Raw genomic sequence first — 17,854 nt, 5'->3', positions numbered from 1 at the left:
GCCATGACCTATATTCTTGCCCTCGACCAGGGTACATCCAGCACGCGTAGCATCGTTTTTGATCAAACAGGTCGCATTGTGGCCTTGGCCCAACGGGAAATAACTCAAATTTACCCCGAACCGGGTTGGGTCGAGCACGATCCTGTCGAGATATGGCAAACACAATTGGCGACGGCGCAAGAAGCCATCGCGAAGGCGGGGCTTGAAGCTCGCGACATTCGTGCAGTAGGCATTACGAACCAGCGCGAAACCACGGTGGTTTGGAACCGCAAAAGCGGGCAGCCGATTTATAACGCAATCGTATGGCAGGATCGCCGTGCTGAACCGACTTGCGCCGAACTCCGCCAGAATGGCCTGGAAGCCACCATCCTTGATAAAACCGGATTGCGGGTTGACGCGTATTTCTCGGGCACCAAATTGAAATGGATACTGGACCATGTACCCGGGGCGCGGGAGCAGGCACGCCAAGGCGAACTTGCGTTTGGCACCATCGATAGTTGGCTGATTTGGCAGTTGACAAAAGGCAAGAAACACAGCACCGATGTCAGCAACGCTTCGCGTACGATGCTGTTCAACGTCCACAGCAATGAATGGGACAGCGAATTGCTGCGGGCTTTGAGCATCGAGCCCTCACTTCTGCCCCAGGTTTTACCCTCCGCCGCCGAATTCGGTGCAGTCGAAGCCGACCTTCTGGGGCACGCCATTCCTATTTGCGGCGTTGCAGGCGACCAGCAAAGCGCACTATTCGGGCAAGCGTGCTTCACGGAAGGCATGGCGAAAAACACCTATGGCACCGGCTGCTTCATGCTGATGCATACGGGCAGTAAATTTCAGATTTCAACAAACGGCCTGGTAACCACCAGCGCGGCCCAAACCAGCGCGCAAACCGAGTACGCCATGGAAGGTAGCGTGTTCGTAGCCGGCGCGGTCGTCCAATGGATGCGCGATGGCTTGAACGCCTTTGAAAAAAGCAGCGAGATTGAAGCGCTGGCCCACAGCGTACCGGACTCGGGTGGCGTCATGCTGGTTCCCGCGTTTACCGGGCTCGGTGCACCCTATTGGAAGCCTGACGCCCGAGGTACCATCACTGGCCTTACGCGCGGAAGTTCCATGGCGCATATCGCCCGGGCGGCCTTGGAAAGCATCGCCTACCAAAGTGCTGCATTACTGTTGGCGATGAGCCGCGACGCCGTTGCCGCCGGATCTGCACCCCTGACCGAATTGCGTGTCGACGGCGGCGCATGCGTGAACGATTTGCTTATGCAGTTTCAGGCTGACCTGCTCGGTATTCCTGTTGTGCGCCCCACGATGGTCGAAACCACGGCGCTGGGCGCAGCCTATCTGGCGGGGCTTACTAGTGGGGTTTATAAGAACAAGGAAGAGCTCGCTGCCTTATGGCAGGTCGAACGCCGTTTTACTCCCGAGCTGCCCCGCAACGATGCAAACGCCCTGATGGAACGCTGGGAACATGCCGTTCGGCAAACCTGCGCGGAATAACAAGCATGTTCTTACGCGTTTCTAAAACACTATGCGTGGCGGCGATTGCCTTGTTCGTCACGTTAGTGGCCTTCGGCAATATCAGCGACTACGCTACCAACTTGCCCTTCGTCCAACATGTGCTGTTAATGGACAGCATCTTTCCCAATTCCACTATTCACTATCGCGCAATAACGTCTCCTGTAATCCAGCACGCGGGTTACATCGTCATTATCGCGCTTGAAACCCTGACGGCGCTGCTTTGTTGGGCAGGCGTGCTGCAGTTGCTTCGACACATCAATTCGCCAGCCCAGAAGTTCAACCGCAACAAGAAGCTCGCGGTTATCGGCTTAACCCTTGGTTTTTTAACTTGGCACGTCGGTTTTATTTCTATAGGCGGTGAATGGTTTGGAATGTGGATGTCCGAAACATGGAATGGGATACCCAGTGCCTTCCGGTTTCTGGCAACGATTCTTCTTGTGCTGATTTACCTTGCGCAAAAGGACGATGAACTGACCGATTGAAAGCGGCCGGCCATGCCGCGCTCCGGCTACCGGCATTCGTCAACTGGCCTACAATAATGCCATTTTACCGATGGCTTACTCATGCCTGCCCTGAATTCTGCTGTAATGCCCCTCTACGTTTCGTGGACGGAAAACGAACAAACGCATCAGGCGCGATGGTATGCCGAAAATAGTAGCCCGCCGCCCAAACGCATCGTTCCCGCCGACGACACGCTAAGCGCCGATGCGGCCTATCGCCTGGTCAGTCAGGGTACATCTGTGTTGTGGCGAGGCGACTTCCACAATGGCCGACAGCTTTTACAGGCGCTCGCACGCAGAATCGATAAAAAGAAAGCGCACGGCCGCAGCGACATTGCGCCCACCGAGCCCACTGAAATCTTCAATAGGTATCGTCTGCATCAGTCGCAGCGCTCGCAGTTGCTCAATAAGCTATTGATTGAACTGGACGCCAACGCCCACATTGCACTACGCCGGGCACCGGACGCCCACGAAGCGTGCCGCGCTGCCCTTGGTGACACGCCGGAGCCTTTTCTGCTTTCTTTACGGGCACTACAAGGGATTATTGGCGCGCACGAGTGGCTCAAGAAAGGCGTGCCAATTCCCGCCCTTGGAAGCAATATACATGTGCATTACGGCGTATTTTCGCCCAATCGCGGCGAGTATATAGACCTGCTTGCACAAGCGCCTTTGCCCGCAACTGACCTGGCCTTTGACATTGGTACTGGCAGTGGCGTGCTGGCGGCGGTCCTGGCAAAACGGGGCGTGCGCAAGGTGATTGCCACTGACCAGGACCCGCGCGCATTGGCTTGCGCGCGCGAGAACATCGACAGACTAGGCCTAGGCGGAACAATTGAATTGCAGGACGTCGACCTGTTTCCGGAAGGCACGAGCAGTTTAATCGTGTGCAACCCACCGTGGATTCCCGCCAAGCCCACGACGCCTGTCGAACGGGCCATCTATGATCCCGACAACCGCATGCTGCTAGGGTTCCTGAATGGCCTGGCCAGCCACTTGACGCCCAAAGGCGAAGGCTGGCTGATTATGTCGGACCTGGCCGAGCACCTTGGCTTGCGCAGCCGGGAATTTTTACTTGATGCCGTTGCCAACGCGGGTTTGCATGTTGCTGGCCGCCTGGACGCACGCCCTGCGCACCCCAAGGCCATGGACGAGGCTGACCCTTTACACCAAGCTCGCCGTATCGAAGTGACATCATTGTGGCGTCTGGTCCGCGGCTGATCAGCATGGTGTGCGCGATGGTTTATGATGAAAACCATGTACAAAGAAGCCCTTATTCCTACGAGGCTGGTTCTGGATTATGCTGCAAAAAATTATTCTGGCAATAGCAGTTTTTATTATCATTCTGGTCGCGCTGACTTTCGGCGAGACCATCGCTTACGAAGCCTTCGCATGGATCTCGCATCTGACCGGCCTGGTGATCCATAACTTCTCGGATATCTACTACGCGATCGAAGATTTCGTATCGGTTCACGTCGTCAAGGTGGTAATTGCGCTGGTACTAACCGTGCCCATTAGCCTGTGGATTATCAAAACCAAGGGCGACGAGCTTGAAAAGCCCACGAACCATCGCAAAATCGCGATCGTCCTGGCTATTTTTCTTGGCTGGTTGGGGGCACACCGCTTTTATCTTGGGCAGATCGGCTGGGGTGTCTTCTACCTTATCCTGTTTTACCTTTTCGCGCCATTGGCGATAGTGGTGGGCCTGATAGATGCGGTGCGCTATATGTTCATGAGCGATGAAGAGTTCGCCCTGGTACGCACTTGAATTGCCCGCCACCCGCCGATATGGGGTTTCGGCTTCTGCCCGTTCCGGGCGGCTTACCGCAGACGGCCAAATTTGATGAAGCGCTAATCGGTCTTGCTGCGCTTCAGGGGCCGACTGCTGCTGTGTGGCAGGCCACACAGGGCTTGGTTGTGCCCCGCACGTATCAACGCTTCGAGGCGTTTCCCCACGCCTGCGAGGTGTTCGCCAGAGATGGCTGGCCCGTTACGGTGCGACAATCTGGCGGCGGCATCGTTCCTCAAGGCGATGGCATTATCAACCTTAGCTTGGCGTATGTCGTGGAAGGCAAACCGCTGGACCATTCTGACGCGGCTTACCTGCTGATATGCAGAATAATTGCCCAGGCACTGCACCGTTTCGGTATTGACAGCCACCCGCAGGCCGTCGAAGGCTCGTTCTGCGATGGGCGATATAACCTCGCCGTGGGCAGTGGAGATTTCGCAAGAAAAATTGCCGGTACGGCCCAATTGTGGCGCCGCCAATCCATCGGTGGTGGCCGCGATACTGCGCAGGTTGTACTGGTACACGCGCTGATTCTGGCTGCTATAGACGCGCCGGGCGTCACCGCTAGAGCCAACCGCTTTGAAGCCATGTTGGGCAGCACGAGGCACTATGCTGGTCATCGGATTGCTTCGTTGCACGACATATCTGCGGCGACTCGGGCATACGCGCCCAAGGCATTCGCGCTCGCGCTACAAAGCGCGCTGGAAACCGAGCTGGGCGCTATCTGAAAAAATCGATTTGACGTAAACTTACGGGCCGTTACATGGTGTAAAACTGCTCGTTCAAGCGGAGTCGTATTCGATGATTATGATGTTGCCCTTTTTTACCGGTATGGTAGCCGTCTGGTTCGGTATCCGGGGACAGCGAGCCGCATGCCTTACCCTATGGTTTATCACTTTGGCCGTCTTCAGCGCTTGGTGCAAGTTTCACATGACGGACCCGCTCGGATTATCCCTGTAAGCCATGACAAACTCTTACTTTACTCGGCGCCCATTTCGACTGTCCCGCACGCTGAATACGCTCGCACTTGTTGGCGTGTGTGCCGCCTTGTTGATGGCCTTCGTATGGCAATTTGCCTTTCACGATCTGCCTTGTCCTTTATGCCTGCTGCAACGAGTTGCGTTTGCGCTGGTCGGGATCGGGCTGCTGCTCAACGTGCGATTTGGGCCGTCACCCCTGCACTACGGCATGATTATTATTTCGGCCCTGGGTGGCGCCTTCGCCGCCGGACGGCAAGTGCTTTTGCATATTGGCCCGGACGATCCTGGCTACGGCCTGCCCTTTCTGGGGCTGCATTTTTACACCTGGGCCTTTGTGTTGTTCATCGCATTCATTGCCTGGAGCGGCGTCATGCTGATGATTGATCGGCGATGCTCCGACACGCCGCATTCCACGCGCATTGGCCATTTTGCGGCCGCCACCCTGTGGCTGTTCTTTTTACTGGTGGCAGGCAATATGGTCGCTACCATGCTGGAATGCGGACTAGGGGCGTGCCCGGATGATCCTGTCACGTATCTGCTACTGAGTTAAATTACACTACAGCCGGACCCCGTTTACTGGTGTCATTTGAAACGGGGTTCCCACAACAAACGTCCTTCCATTACAATGGCATTAACATCATAAACGTTGATTCGCCATGGAAAACAAGACTGCAAGGCTCACCATACTTATTGACCCAAATAAGAAAAAGGCGCTTGAACGCCTTTGTGCCAGCCAAGACATCACGCCATCCCAAGTGGTCCGCCAATTGATACGCGATTACCTGACGCAGCATGGCGTAAGTTATGGCAAGGATAGCGTTACAGCCAACCCGCAAGTTAAAAGTTCCTCCGCCGAATAAGCTATCAAATGGCTCTGGCCCGCTTTTAGCTCTTCACGGGGTCTGAACGTTTGACGCCGTCGTTTCGGCCTGCACCAGCGAAGCGATAATCTGCGGCAGCGTCTCGGCATAGTTTTCCGCACCCATTTTTTCAAACAAGCCAGTTTTGCGTATCTTATGGTAAACGCGGGTATTGGTTTCAGTAATCACCACACGCACGCCTCGCCTTTGCAAATCCAGAACCACTTCTTCCAGTGTTTGCAGACCCGTTGCATCGATAAAGGGGACGCGCCCCAGGCGGATGATGAGCACTTGCGGATCAGTACGCGTGTCGGCCAGGGCACGTTCGAAGGCTTCGACCGCGGCGAAGAAAAATGGTCCGTCCACGGCGAAGACCAGCACGCCTTCGGGCAAGTGGTCGAAACCCTCTTGGGCCAGCTCTTTATCCAAAGACTCACTAGTCTGCTTGCGCACCACCACGCTTTCAGCCATGCGCCGCATAAAGTGCAGCATGGCCAGCACGACACCGATATTCACAGCAACCACCAAGTCGGCGAAGACGGTTAAAGCAAACGTGACCAGCAAAATAATGACGTCGGCGCGCGGCGCCGTCCTTACCATCTTGATAACGTGACGTACTTCGCTCATGTTCCAGGCAACAATAAACAGAATTGCTGCAAGACATGCTAGGGGAATGTTGGCAGCCAAAGGCGCCAGAAACAGCAACACGACGATCAGCGTTATGGCATGCACCACACCGGCGATCGGGCTGTTGCCGCCATTGCGGATATTAGTGGCCGTTCGCGCGATGGCGCCCGTGGCGGCAATACCGCCGAATAAGGGCGAGACGATATTGGCCAGACCCTGGCCCATAAGTTCCTGATTCGAATTGTGCCGGGTGCCCGTCATTCCGTCGGCTACAACCGCCGACAGCAGCGATTCGATCGCACCAAGCATGGCGATAGCGAAGGCGGGGCCTATCAGTTCGACCAGACGCGACAGAGTGACTTCAGGGAAGCTCCAGGTGGGCAGGCCGCGCGGAATTTCGCCATAAGTGCTGCCTATGGTGGCAACGGTTTCAAAATTGAATATCGCTTGAATAAGCGTCACCACTATCAGGGCGGCCAATGGCCCCGGTACCCGGGCCAGGCGAGGTATGCGTGAAGTGAAGATCACCAGAAACAGCGCGGTCAGTGCAAGAAGCGTTGTAGCCCAGTCGAACTGCGGCAGCACTTGCAGCAGTTGCCACAGCTTTTGATGAAAGTGTTCCCCGCCCACTGCGGGAAGGCCGAAAAAGTCTTTCCACTGGCCTACCCAGATGACGACGCCGATACCGGCGGTGAAACCGACGATAACGGGTGCAGGGATAAACTTGATCACTGCGCCGAGCCTGGCCACCCCAAAAAGCAGAAGGATGATACCGGCCATAGAGGTCGCAATCTGCAAGCCGTCAATGCCGTACTGCGCGACGACGCCAGCCAGAATCACAATAAAGGCGCCGGTAGGACCGGCGATCTGTACCCGGCTGCCGCCGAATAAAGAAACAATGATGCCTGCGATGATGGCGGTGTAAATGCCTTGCTCGGGTTTTACGCCCGACGCGATTGCAAAAGCCATGGCCAAGGGGAGCGCCACGACCCCGACGATCAACCCGGCAACAATATTTGGAAGCCAGTGGGGCCGCCGTAGCAAGCCGGCGCGATAAGCATCAAGCAGAGCGGACATCGTAATCCTATTTAAGCCATGACAATGTGGGTTTTATTATAATCCTATGCAAACGCAACATTACTTTCGCAACAAGCGAAGGCTGTTTGCCAATACCAGCATGCTTGCGCCGACATCGGCGAAAACCGCCATCCACATCGTACCCAGGCCCCACAAGGTGAGCAGTAGAAAAACCGCCTTGATGCCCAATGCCAGACATATATTTTGTGTCAATATCGCATAGGTCGCCCGCGACAGCCGGATAAAGTGCGGGATGCGGCGCAGATCGTCGTCCATCAGTGCTACGTCGGCGACCTCGATCGCCGTGTCGCTGCCCATGGCGCCCATGGCAAATCCAATATCGGCGCGTGCCAGTGCGGGGGTATCGTTGATGCCATCGCCGACCATGCCCACCGCTCCTTCAGTCGCATACTGCTCGATTGCTTCCAGTTTGTCTTCAGGCAAGAGCTCGGCGCGCACGCTATCTATGCCCACCCGACGTGCGATGTCCTGTGCCGTCGTCAGGTTATCGCCAGACAATACAGCCGTCTTTACGCCCAAAGCATGCAATTCCTGGATCGCTTGCCGGGTGGACGGCTTGACGGTATCGGCAACCGCGAATAGACCAAGAACGCGGCCCGGAGCGGCCAATACGGTGACCGTCTTGCCCTGCTCTTGCAGCGTCGCCAATGAATCGGACAGCTTAAAGTCTGTGGCTTCGAGGCCTATTTCACCACTGACCCAGCGGTAATTGCCCAATAAATATTCAATGCCTTCGATTTCGCCTTTAGCGCCGCCCCCCAGGGCAGCCTGGAAATTATCGACGGGCAGCAGGCTGTCGTCGTTATAAGCTTGCACAATTGCGCTCGAGACCGGGTGATCGGACCGGGCGGCAAGACTTGCCGCAAGCCGGCGAACATAGGCATGATGGCCATTTTGTTCCTGACTTAAAGCGGAAAACGACGGCAAGGCAGATTCGTCATCAAAGATGATGACATCTGTTTGCTGCGGCTTGCCGTGTGTGAGCGTACCGGTTTTGTCCAGCGCCAGCCAAGCCAGCTTGCGCCCTTGCTCGAGATACGCACCGCCTTTGATCAGAATGCCATGACGGGCTGCAGCTGCCAACCCACTGACAATCGCAACCGGCGTAGAGATAACCAGTGCGCAGGGGCAGGCAATGACCAGCAATACCAGCGCCTTGTAGATCCAATCGACCCAGGGCGCCTGCATGAACAGCGGGGGCACAATAGCCACCAGCAGCGCCATGGCACAGACCATCGGCGTATACACGCGGGCGAACCGGTCGACGAACCGCTGCACGGGCGCTTTGCGGCCCTGCGCCACCTGGACCGCATGAATGATGCGCGCCAGCATGGTATTGCTGAACGCCGCCACGGTTCGATATTCGATTTCGCCGATTCCATTAATGGTGCCGGCATAAACCAAATCGTCGATATTTTTCTCAACGGGCATGCTTTCGCCGGTAATGGGGGCCTGGTCGACCATCGAGCTTCCCTTGACTATCCGCCCGTCCAGGCCAATGCGATCGCCGGGCCTGGCGCGCAATATTGTTCCGGGAAGTACATCTGCCGCGGGCGTGCTGGACCAAGTCCCGTCAGGGCCTTGAGCCATGACGGTTTCAGGTGCCACTTCCAGCAATCGTTCTATTGCATTGCGGGCATGTTCAAGCGAGCGGGCTTCAATATATTCCGCAATCGAGAACAAGACCATGACCATTGCCGCTTCGGGCCAGTCTCCCAATATCAAGGCGCCGGTCACTGCGATGCTCATTAGTGCATTGATATTCAGGTTGCCATTAGTGACCGCAACCCAACCTTTTTTATAGGTCTCCAGCCCACTTAGCCCCACTGCCAGCAACGCTAGCGCGATTGTTACCCAGTCGGATCCCCCAAACCACTCAAAGCCCTCTGCAGCGATGGCTGCAACGCCCGCTACAGCCAGCGGCCACCAGGGCTTGACGGGCGCACGCAGCGCCTTGCCTAAGCTCTTGCCTTCATCGGGCAGTTCAGGCTCGAAGCCCAGGCTACGTATCGCCTGAAGTATCGATGCCAGCGCCGCTGGCGCATGGTCTACCGTCAGCACCCGCTGCATCAGATTAAATTGCATCGCGTGGACGCCATCCATGGGTTCAAGTTTCTTCCGCAACAGCGATTCCTCGGTCGGACAATCCATTTGCATGATGCGCATGGCGGTTCGGGCGCCACCGGCAAGCACTTTTTGTGGAGCGAGGTCGGTCAATACCGCAGCGTGATCAGAATGATCGTGATGCGCATGGCCGGAATGACCATCGGATACACCACCCGAATGTTCCGTAGAACAGCAGGCCGGCAATGAGTCCGACGCTGAAGCTGTCGGGTGACGATGACCATGAGAATGAGTAGACATAGCGATTTCCGGGTGCCTGAGGTGTTGCATGTGACCAGTAAACACCTTAAAGTAGCTATAAGGTCAATGCTTATCGAGGCGGGCAACATGAAAATCGGCGAATTGGCAAAAGCCGCCAACTGCGGCACCGAAACGATCCGCTTCTACGAGAAGGAAGGCTTATTGCCTGCGCCCGATCGCACCGAAGCGAATTATCGACGCTATCAACATGAACATCTGGAGCGGCTACGCTTCATTCGCAATTGCCGCACACTCGATATGGCGCACGACGAAATCCGTACGCTATTGCAATTTATGGATAAATCCCATGGCGATTGTGCGCCAGTGAACCATCTGCTGGACGAACATATTACCCATGTCGACATTCGGCTCGCTGAACTCCAAAAGTTGCGCGCGCAGCTGATCGAACTGCGGCAGCAGTGTGCAAATGCCCAGTCTATTCAGGACTGCGGAATCATCCATGGCCTAGCCGCGATGGAGACCGAAGAGAAGCTCCCCTCGGCTTCGCATTTAGGCTAGTGCTACATAAAGCGGCAGGCTCAAGAACGGGCTTTCAGATTATTGATGGCGTCCAGCGCCAAGTGCGAATGTGCATAGGCGCCCCCCGCCCGCATCTCGGCGGCGACCCATATTGCTTCCATCAGTTGCTGTTCGCTGGCGCCCGCCCTTACGGCGGCTTCCGAATGGCCCTTGATGCAATAAGGGCACTGCGTTACATGGGCTACCGCGACGGCGATTAGCTGCTTTTCCCTCTTGGATAATGCGCCTTCTGCAAACACGGCCTTGCTAAATGCCTTGAAGGCAGCCAACGCTTCAGGCGCCAGTTCGGCACGTTGTTTGGCAAGTTCCGGGGTCATCGAGGGATACACTGAGTGGTCCATTGCTTTCTCCAAAAGAAAAGGCCGTTCCAGGAACCCTTAGTATGGACCTGGAACGGCAATGAAGTGAACCCGCCTGCCAGCTAGCTACTCAGCAGCAACGGGGACACCAGAAGCACCTTTCCTGACATAGCTTTTAGGTTGAAACACGCCTATCACAACTTGCCAGAAGATGGCAAAAGCGCCGACGATGAAGACAACGTCGCCAAACGTGCGTACCCAACGCAGAGTTTGCAAGATACCCTGCTGCATGAACTCTTCACTACGTGCATACCACATACCCTCGGTGATGCTGGCGTAAGCTTGGATAAGGCCGATAGGCAGCAGGCTGGTGGCAATCATAAGCACCAGGCCCAGGTTCAGTCCCCAGAAGCTGGTACGCATAAGCGATTCACTGAACTTGAAACCGGGAACGATGTAGCGCAATACCAGCAAGGTGAAGCCGATTGCCAGGAAACCATATACGCCGAACAAAGCAGCATGCGCGTGGACCGGGGTCGTGTTAAGGCCCTGGATGTAATACAGCGAGATCGGAGGGTTGACCATGAAGCCGAACACGCCAGCACCGAGCATGTTCCAGAACGCCACCGCCACAAAGCACATCAACGGCCAGCGGATGGTTTCCATCCATGGAGCGCGTTCTTTCAGACGCCAGTTTTCCCATGCCTCGTAACCCAGAATGATCAGGGGTACGACTTCCAGCGCACTGAAGCTTGCACCGATAGCCATGACAGGCGTGGTGGTACCCGAGAAGTAAAGGTGATGCAAGGTACCGGGCACGCCGCCCAGCATGAATAATGATGCCGAAGCCAAGCTAGCTGCCGTTGCGCCGCGTTTGGATACGAGCCCCATGGTCGAGAAAATAAAGGCCAGCGCAGTGGTTGCGAATACCTCGAAGAAGCCTTCCACCCAGAGGTGAACGACCCACCAGCGCCAGTACTCCATAATCGTGATGTGCGTGCGTTCACCGTAGAACAGCCCTGTGCCGTAGAACAAGCCAATCGCAATGGTGGACGCCATCAACAACGCTAACAGATTCTTGTCGCCGCCCTTTTTGAAGGCAGGCAGCATGCCACGCAACATCAGAACCAGCCAGAATGCCAGGCCAAGGAACTTCACAATTTGCCACAGGCGGCCTAGTTCAAGGTATTCGTAGCCTTGGTGACCGAGCCAGAAATTGAATTTGGCGGGCAATATATGCTTGATCGCCAGGAAGTTACCAATATAAGCGCCGACGACCAGGACAACCAGGGCCCAAAACAGGATATCAACGCCCAGCTTTTGATATTTGGGATCTTTACCACCATTGATGACCGGCGCAAGGAATAAGCCGGCCGCCAGGAAGCCCGAAGCAATCCAGAACAAAGCGGTTTGCAAGTGCCAGGTGCGCGTCAGTGAGTACGGCAACCATTCCGAGATATTAATGCCATAGAAGGTCTGGCCCTCGACGGTGTAGTGCGCCGTCAAACCGCCTAACAAGACCTGGGCAATAAACAGCGCTACGACCAGGAATAAGTACTTGCCCAATGCCCGCTGTGAAGGTGTCAGTGCACCGACGGTTAGCGGATCCCGTTTAGGGGCTTCGGGTTCGGGGTGTTCCCGGTGCAAGAACGCCCAGCCCCATACCAGAAACGCAATACCAGCAAGCAAGATGACGACACTGGCCACCGACCACATTACGTTCGCGGTAGACGGACGGTTATCAATCAAGGGCTCGTGTGGCCAGTTATTGGTGTAGGTGACTTCACTGTTGGGGCGTTCCGTTGACGCCGCCCACGACAGCCAGAAGAAGAATTTAACCAAGTCTTCCCGGCGGCTGGCGTCGGGCAGGGTATCTTCCTTCATGGCGAAATTCGACCGGGTCTGTTGGAGTTCCGGATCGGCGCCATATAACTTGATGTAGTACTGAGCCGTGTCCGCTATGGCAAGCGCGCGGCGCTCAGATACGGTTACGACGCCCGTCTCGGCGTTAAGCGTATTGAGCCGATATTCAACTTTCAGCTGATTTTTCAGTACGGCTTGCTGATCAAGGGTTAACTGGGCGAAGGGAACGCCGCCCGTTTGCTGTGCGGCGACTTCCAGCCAGGCCAAGAGCTCGCGGTGCAGCCAATCGGCGCTCCAGTCGGGGGCCTGGTACGCACCGTGTCCCCAGATTGAACCTACCTGCATACCGCCGGTGCTTTGCCATGCCGTTTGGCCGTCGAGAATCTGCTCTTTGGTCATCAACACTTTATTAGACGGCGTAACAACCTGGGCAGGAATCGGCGGCACTTGTCGGTACACTTCGACCCCGCTCCAACCCAGTATTCCGAAGGTGACCGCCAGAACGGCCAGTAATAACCACCATAACTTTTTGTACTCACCCATGATGGGCTCCTTTTGCTGCATGTTGGGCATTTAGGAACAACACATTGTTTTCAAGATGAATGTGCTGCATCAAGTCTTCCTTGAAGGCGTTCAGACTCCCGTACAGTGCCCGCCAGGTATTGCAGGCATTGGCAGGAGTCGTAATGTCGTCGGTAAGGCGCAAGATATTCGCGAGCGCATTACCGTGTTGCTGGTGCTCGAAACGCATGACCGTTATGGGCCCCTGGGCCGGTCCATTCAGGCCGCGAGCGAGCAGCGGGAAAAGCACCTGCTCTTCCTTCACCATGTGGCTTTCGAGCTCCTGTTGCAGTTCCTCGAGCGCGTCGGCCAACCCCGAAGGACAGCCTGGGCGACCCGCGTGCACGTGTTCAACCCGACGCGCCAATCGGATAATTTCCGGCAGTTGCATACGATGTCGCTCGTGGAAGCGCGCCACGATATGCGCGACCAACTCTGGGGCGGGAACCCCGCGCCAGTCGACGCCGTCGGCAGGATCGGTGGTCAGCCCATGCAAGGCCGCCAATACGGCTTGCAAGTCCAAACCTTGTTGGTCTGCTGCTTGCGCCAGCGTCTTGCCGCCACCGCAGCAAAAATCCAACTGAAAGTCGTGAAATACACGGGTCGCGCCAGGAACCGCGCTGGCGAGCGTGCCCAGCGTTTGATCCGGCAAATTCTTATTCATAACGCGTCCTCTGAAAACGGTTGATTCCGCCCTTGAATACGCAAGCTCCGTGCCAACTTATAAAGCCTTATTTTTCAAGGGCAGCAACGGCGCAGGGTACTAATCACCCTTGATTGCCAGGGTTCCCCATACCGTAGCTAGGTATAATCCACCCTATGGATCAACCCTTATTGGCCGACTTGGTCGCCGACTTACCTAACGCTGTCCGCCTGCAACGTGCAGTGCACACCTTGCGTGAACGCTTCTGCTGCGACGCAGTGGGCTTGCTAAGCCTGGATGCCGATAGCTTGCGCCTGGTTGCGGCATCAGGGCTCGCGCACGATGCGTTGGGACGGCGCTTCGCCGTGGCCCAACATCCGCGTTTTGCCACGATCTTGTCGCGTCGCGAACCTACCTGGTTTGAACCAGGCAGCGTCTTGCCCGACCCTTACGATGGCTTGCTGGATGATCGCAAAGGATCGCCACTTCCGGTACATGATTGCCTGGGAATGAGCCTCTACATCGAAGGCCGCTTGTGGGGCGCCATTACCCTGGATGCCTTGAAGACTGGGACCTTCGATAACGCCGCGTTGGAAGAATTGCAACGATATGGCTTGATGCTGGCTGCTGCCATCCGGATCACCTCGCTCGAAAAAGAAAATCGCAACCTGCGGCAGCTAGGCAGCAGCGTCAGTGATTCCATGCAGATCATTGACGAGAATGAAATCATTGGCGAAAGCGACGCCATTTCCGGACTCCTTCACGAGCTCGATGTGGTGGCCGACTCCGACCTGCCGGTCTTGCTACTGGGTGAAACGGGCGTTGGAAAAGAATTGTTCGCACGGCGCGTTCATCGTCATTCGCGTCGCAGCGCCAAGCCTATGGTGCACGTGAATTGTGCGGCGCTGCCGGAATCGCTGGCTGAAAGCGAACTGTTCGGTCATGTAAGGGGAGCCTTCTCAGGAGCCAGCAATGACCGCGCGGGCCGCTTTGAAACGGCCCAGGGTGGAACCCTGTTTCTTGACGAGGTCGGGGAGCTATCGCTTTCGATCCAGGCCAAGCTTTTGCGTACTTTGCAAAATGGCGAGATACAGCGACTGGGCACGGATGAAGTTATCAAAACCGACGTGCGGATCATTGCGGCCACGAATCGACACCTCAAGGAGAGCACGCTGGCGGGCGACTTCAGGGCCGACCTGTACCATAGGCTTTCGGTGTACCCCGTGCACATTCCCCCTTTACGCGAACGTGATCGCGACATCCTGATACTGGCGGGCCATTTCCTGGAATTCAACCGCAGCCGGCTTGGACTACGCGGGGTGCGCCTGTCGTATGCCGCTGAACGTGCCTTATCAAGCTACAACTGGCCTGGCAATGTACGTGAGCTTGAACACGTGATCAGTCGTGCGGCCCTAAAAGCATTAAGCCGTGGCGCCTCGCGCGACCAGATTTTGACCTTGGGTCCAGAGTTGCTGGATCTTGATATCGCCGAAGCAGCAAGCACAAACTTTCAGCACATCCGGGTCTCGCGACCGGGCTTACCACCTGCCGTGGATGGCGCCGCAACACTCGTCGATGGCGATGACGACCTTTACGCCGCCGAACCGTTTTACGGACCTGGGTCAGCATTGATCGCCAATCCGGCCAGCCCGTACGCGCCTGAGCAGAAAATCACGCCCCTGCGCAACGCCATCGAGGATTGCCAGCGCCACGCCATCCAACACGCCCTTACGATCACCAACTATAACTGGGCAAAAGCTGCTCGATCGCTGGAGCTGGATTCCAGCAACTTGCACAAGCTGGCAAAAAAGCTGGGCTTGAAATAGCCCGCCACGGCCACATTACCCGTGAAAGGCGTTTCAATGAATTACGCCGAGGCGGATCTGCGGGCACTCGGCCATTGATCCGATGTACAAAGCTCGTGCAAGCACAAATACCCACCCCGGCGCCCGTGGTTTCCAGGGCCGCTACTGCAAAGAAGGAAATTGGCTTATATGAGTATCAACAACAAGCACATATTGGCAGCCATCGTAAGTGCGCTCTTCATGATCCAGCCGGCCTTTGCCGATAAGCCGGACGGATCACGCGGCGGCAAAGGCCACGGCCAGGGAAATAAACACCAACAACAAGGACAGGGCCAATCGCGGCAAAATTCAAAACCCCAGAAACAGCAAGCAGCCGATCGGGACAAAGGCTCCGGCAAACACGAGGCCTCAGGTAAGAAACATCACGACGTTCGGCACGACAACGACAAGAACCGCAGTAAGGGCGACCGGGATCGCGACCATCACAAGCATTACGACCGGCGAGGCGACCGGAATAACGTGACGGTAAACATCCACTTCAATACTCAGCAGCAAAGCTATCTGCGCGAATACTATGGCCGAGAATTCCGCTCGGGCCACTGCCCGCCCGGATTAGCCAAGAAGAATAACGGCTGTATGCCTCCGGGCCAGGCGAAGAAATGGCGTGTAGGGCGTCCCCTGGCTCGCGACGTCATATATTACGAATTGCCCCCGACGGTCATTACCCATATAGGCATGCCACCCCGGGGATACCGCTATGTACGAGTGGCAAGCGATATTTTGATGATTGCCATCGGCAGCGGCATGGTTATCGATGCCATCGCGGACCTAAGTAGTCTGTAACCCGGCAAGCAGCAGTTGCAGTCTGTTTACGTGACGCCCCGTAGCTTTCCGGCAACGGGGCGTTCGTTTAATGACTTAACGGCCCATCGCCATGGCGGTGACACCCCCTGCCATGCCCATATTCGGTTTAGGGAAGTCAATCACCCGAACCCGGATCTCGTTTTCGTGGACGCCCGTGGTTTCCGTACCGACACGGCTTAACGTGGAAATAAGTGCTGCTTTCAATTCGTCGCTACGCCCCTCGATGAGCTCGACCACGAACATAAGGCCGGGTGTAGCGAATTGGCCCCCATTCAGATAATTTCCATCGGCCAACTCGTGCAATAAGACGCGTACGCTGGCCAGCGGAGCGCCTATGCTTTGCACGACAGCGTCGCTGGAACCCTCAAGCAATTGTTTTTTCTGATCGGCAGAAAGCCCTTTCGTGGCAGATATGGTGACGTACGGCATAAAACCTCGATAAAGTTGGATGATGGCACACCATAATCCAACATTACGCTGCCGACAAGAGGCTGCATCCCGATCCGCGACCGAAGGTGATCATAAAGCCGGATCAGCCAATAGAATGCACAAGCGATCGCCCATAAACTACCAGTTGAACACCAAAAAATACGTGAAGGAGGCCATATGCCATCGCCCGACGTTGAAGTTTTTTTCGACAAGCAAACCTGCACGTTTTCATACGTCGTGCATGCGCGTGGCAACCCATCCTGCGCCATCATCGATTCCGTACTGGACTACAACCCCAATTCAGGGCGCACCACCACCACGAGCGCAGATCAAATCATTGCCTTTATTCGGGAAAAACATCTACACGTGCAATGGATACTGGAAACCCATGCGCACGCTGACCATGTCTCGGCGTCTCATTATCTGAAAACGCAGCTAGGCGGCCAAATCGCCATTGGCGCTCACATTACCGAGGTCCAGCAGGTGTTCAAGCGTCTTTTCAACCTCGATCAAAAGGTGGCAACTGACGGCTCACAATTCGATCGGCTATTTCATGACCAAGAGACCTTCTCGATAGGCGACATCGCGGTCACCGCCCTGCACGTGCCTGGCCATACTGCGGCAGACATGGCCTACTGCGTCGAGAACCTGGGTATATTTATTGGCGATACATTATTTATGCCCGATGTGGGAACCGCACGCTGCGATTTTCCCGGTGGTGACGCGGGTAAGCTTTTTGATTCGATCCAGAAAATTCTGGCGTTGGGCGACGACACACGCCTATATCTTTGTCACGATTACCCGCCGCAGGGCCGCGAAGCCCAATATTGCGTGACGGTGAAAGAACAGCGACAGGCCAATATCCATGTGCATGACGGGGTGGGCCTTGAGGATTTTTCCGCCATGCGTACGGAACGCGACAAGACGCTGGACATGCCCGTCTTGATTCTGCCTGCCATACAGATCAATATTCGGGCCGGGCGATATCCGGAACCCGAGAGCAACGGGATCCACTATCTGAAAATCCCGCTCAATCAGCTTTAAACGCTACGGCAATACTGCGCGAGACGATCTTGCATTAAGGGTCTGCGCACGTTGCGTACTGGCGCGCTGGCGG

The 17,854-nt window shown here is 56.0% G+C and carries 18 protein-coding genes; 12 read left to right on the top strand and 6 right to left on the bottom strand.

Features of this window, described 5'->3' with window-relative positions; all coding sequences use genetic code 11:
• The first annotated feature begins 3 nt into the window (after positions 1–3).
• From glpK to EKL30_RS00410, 8 genes are all read left to right on the top strand, one after another.
• On the top strand, positions 4–1,497 hold the full coding sequence (glpK, locus tag EKL30_RS00440; protein WP_126705963.1) for a glycerol kinase GlpK: 1,494 nt from the start codon (positions 4–6) through the stop codon (positions 1,495–1,497).
• Positions 1,498–1,502: 5 nt separating this feature from the next.
• Positions 1,503–2,000: a DUF2165 family protein gene (locus EKL30_RS00435; RefSeq protein ID WP_126705238.1), complete on the top strand. Its 498-nt coding sequence runs from the start codon at positions 1,503–1,505 to the stop codon at positions 1,998–2,000.
• 81 nt (positions 2,001–2,081) lie between these two features.
• Positions 2,082–3,236, top strand: coding sequence for a methyltransferase (locus tag EKL30_RS00430; RefSeq protein WP_370246196.1), 1,155 nt, complete (start codon positions 2,082–2,084; stop codon positions 3,234–3,236).
• 79 nt (positions 3,237–3,315) lie between these two features.
• Entirely contained in the window at positions 3,316–3,783 is a 468-nt protein-coding gene (locus EKL30_RS00425; protein ID WP_126705237.1) for a TM2 domain-containing protein, read from the top strand.
• A complete protein-coding gene (locus tag EKL30_RS00420) occupies positions 3,780–4,532 on the top strand; it encodes a lipoate--protein ligase family protein (RefSeq protein ID WP_126705236.1) in 753 nt (250 codons plus the stop codon). Before EKL30_RS00425 ends, EKL30_RS00420 begins: the two co-directional genes overlap by 4 nt.
• Before the next feature lie 73 nt (positions 4,533–4,605).
• Positions 4,606–4,764: a DUF5993 family protein gene (locus EKL30_RS19025; protein WP_370246195.1), complete on the top strand. Its 159-nt coding sequence runs from the start codon at positions 4,606–4,608 to the stop codon at positions 4,762–4,764.
• 3 nt (positions 4,765–4,767) lie between these two features.
• Entirely contained in the window at positions 4,768–5,334 is a 567-nt protein-coding gene (locus EKL30_RS00415; RefSeq protein ID WP_126705235.1) for a disulfide bond formation protein B, read from the top strand.
• A 106-nt stretch (positions 5,335–5,440) separates the two neighbouring features.
• On the top strand, positions 5,441–5,644 hold the full coding sequence (locus EKL30_RS00410) for a ribbon-helix-helix protein, CopG family (RefSeq protein ID WP_126705234.1): 204 nt from the start codon (positions 5,441–5,443) through the stop codon (positions 5,642–5,644).
• 33 nt (positions 5,645–5,677) lie between these two features.
• Here EKL30_RS00410 and EKL30_RS00405 read toward each other — a convergent pair whose 3' ends face one another.
• Together EKL30_RS00405 and EKL30_RS00400 are read right to left on the bottom strand one after the other, a co-directional pair.
• Positions 5,678–7,348, bottom strand: a complete 1,671-nt coding sequence (locus tag EKL30_RS00405; RefSeq protein ID WP_126705233.1) for a SulP family inorganic anion transporter — start codon at positions 7,346–7,348, stop codon at positions 5,678–5,680.
• Positions 7,349–7,408: 60 nt separating this feature from the next.
• Positions 7,409–9,733, bottom strand: a complete 2,325-nt coding sequence (locus EKL30_RS00400; RefSeq protein WP_233582636.1) for a cation-translocating P-type ATPase — start codon at positions 9,731–9,733, stop codon at positions 7,409–7,411.
• Positions 9,734–9,820: 87 nt separating this feature from the next.
• Between EKL30_RS00400 and cadR the strand changes: the two genes are divergently transcribed.
• Positions 9,821–10,252 (top strand): Cd(II)/Pb(II)-responsive transcriptional regulator, encoded by a 432-nt coding sequence (gene cadR / locus EKL30_RS00395; protein WP_126705961.1) that lies wholly within the window; start codon positions 9,821–9,823, stop codon positions 10,250–10,252.
• A gap of 20 nt (positions 10,253–10,272) precedes the next feature.
• On the opposite strand, the gene EKL30_RS00390 is transcribed toward cadR, so the two are convergent.
• From EKL30_RS00390 to ytfE, 3 genes are all read right to left on the bottom strand, one after another.
• Positions 10,273–10,614: a carboxymuconolactone decarboxylase family protein gene (locus tag EKL30_RS00390; protein WP_126705231.1), complete on the bottom strand. Its 342-nt coding sequence runs from the start codon at positions 10,612–10,614 to the stop codon at positions 10,273–10,275.
• Positions 10,615–10,698: 84 nt separating this feature from the next.
• Positions 10,699–12,978, bottom strand: coding sequence for a nitric-oxide reductase large subunit (locus EKL30_RS00385; RefSeq protein ID WP_126705230.1), 2,280 nt, complete (start codon positions 12,976–12,978; stop codon positions 10,699–10,701).
• Positions 12,971–13,660 carry an iron-sulfur cluster repair protein YtfE gene (ytfE, locus tag EKL30_RS00380; RefSeq protein WP_126705229.1) on the bottom strand — a complete coding sequence of 230 codons (690 nt, stop codon included), beginning with the start codon at positions 13,658–13,660 and terminating at the stop codon, positions 12,971–12,973. Before ytfE ends, EKL30_RS00385 begins: the two co-directional genes overlap by 8 nt.
• Positions 13,661–13,815: 155 nt before the next feature.
• Between ytfE and norR the strand changes: the two genes are divergently transcribed.
• Positions 13,816–15,465 (top strand): nitric oxide reductase transcriptional regulator NorR, encoded by a 1,650-nt coding sequence (gene norR / locus EKL30_RS00375; protein ID WP_126705228.1) that lies wholly within the window; start codon positions 13,816–13,818, stop codon positions 15,463–15,465.
• Positions 15,466–15,633: 168 nt separating this feature from the next.
• Positions 15,634–16,287, top strand: coding sequence for a hypothetical protein (locus EKL30_RS00370; protein WP_199748445.1), 654 nt, complete (start codon positions 15,634–15,636; stop codon positions 16,285–16,287).
• A gap of 75 nt (positions 16,288–16,362) precedes the next feature.
• Here EKL30_RS00370 and EKL30_RS00365 read toward each other — a convergent pair whose 3' ends face one another.
• Positions 16,363–16,737 carry a tautomerase family protein gene (locus EKL30_RS00365; RefSeq protein ID WP_126705227.1) on the bottom strand — a complete coding sequence of 125 codons (375 nt, stop codon included), beginning with the start codon at positions 16,735–16,737 and terminating at the stop codon, positions 16,363–16,365.
• Between the two features lie 177 nt (positions 16,738–16,914).
• Here EKL30_RS00365 and EKL30_RS00360 point away from each other — a divergent pair, with 177 nt between their 5' ends.
• Positions 16,915–17,781: an MBL fold metallo-hydrolase gene (locus tag EKL30_RS00360; protein ID WP_126705226.1), complete on the top strand. Its 867-nt coding sequence runs from the start codon at positions 16,915–16,917 to the stop codon at positions 17,779–17,781.
• The last annotated feature ends 73 nt before the right edge of the window (positions 17,782–17,854 follow it).

The organism is Candidimonas sp. SYP-B2681, from assembly GCF_003971065.1.
GTDB lineage: Bacteria > Pseudomonadota > Gammaproteobacteria > Burkholderiales > Burkholderiaceae_B > Pollutimonas.
Note: the sequence above shows the minus strand (reverse complement) of the source record. Positions and strands in the feature narration are given on the sequence as shown.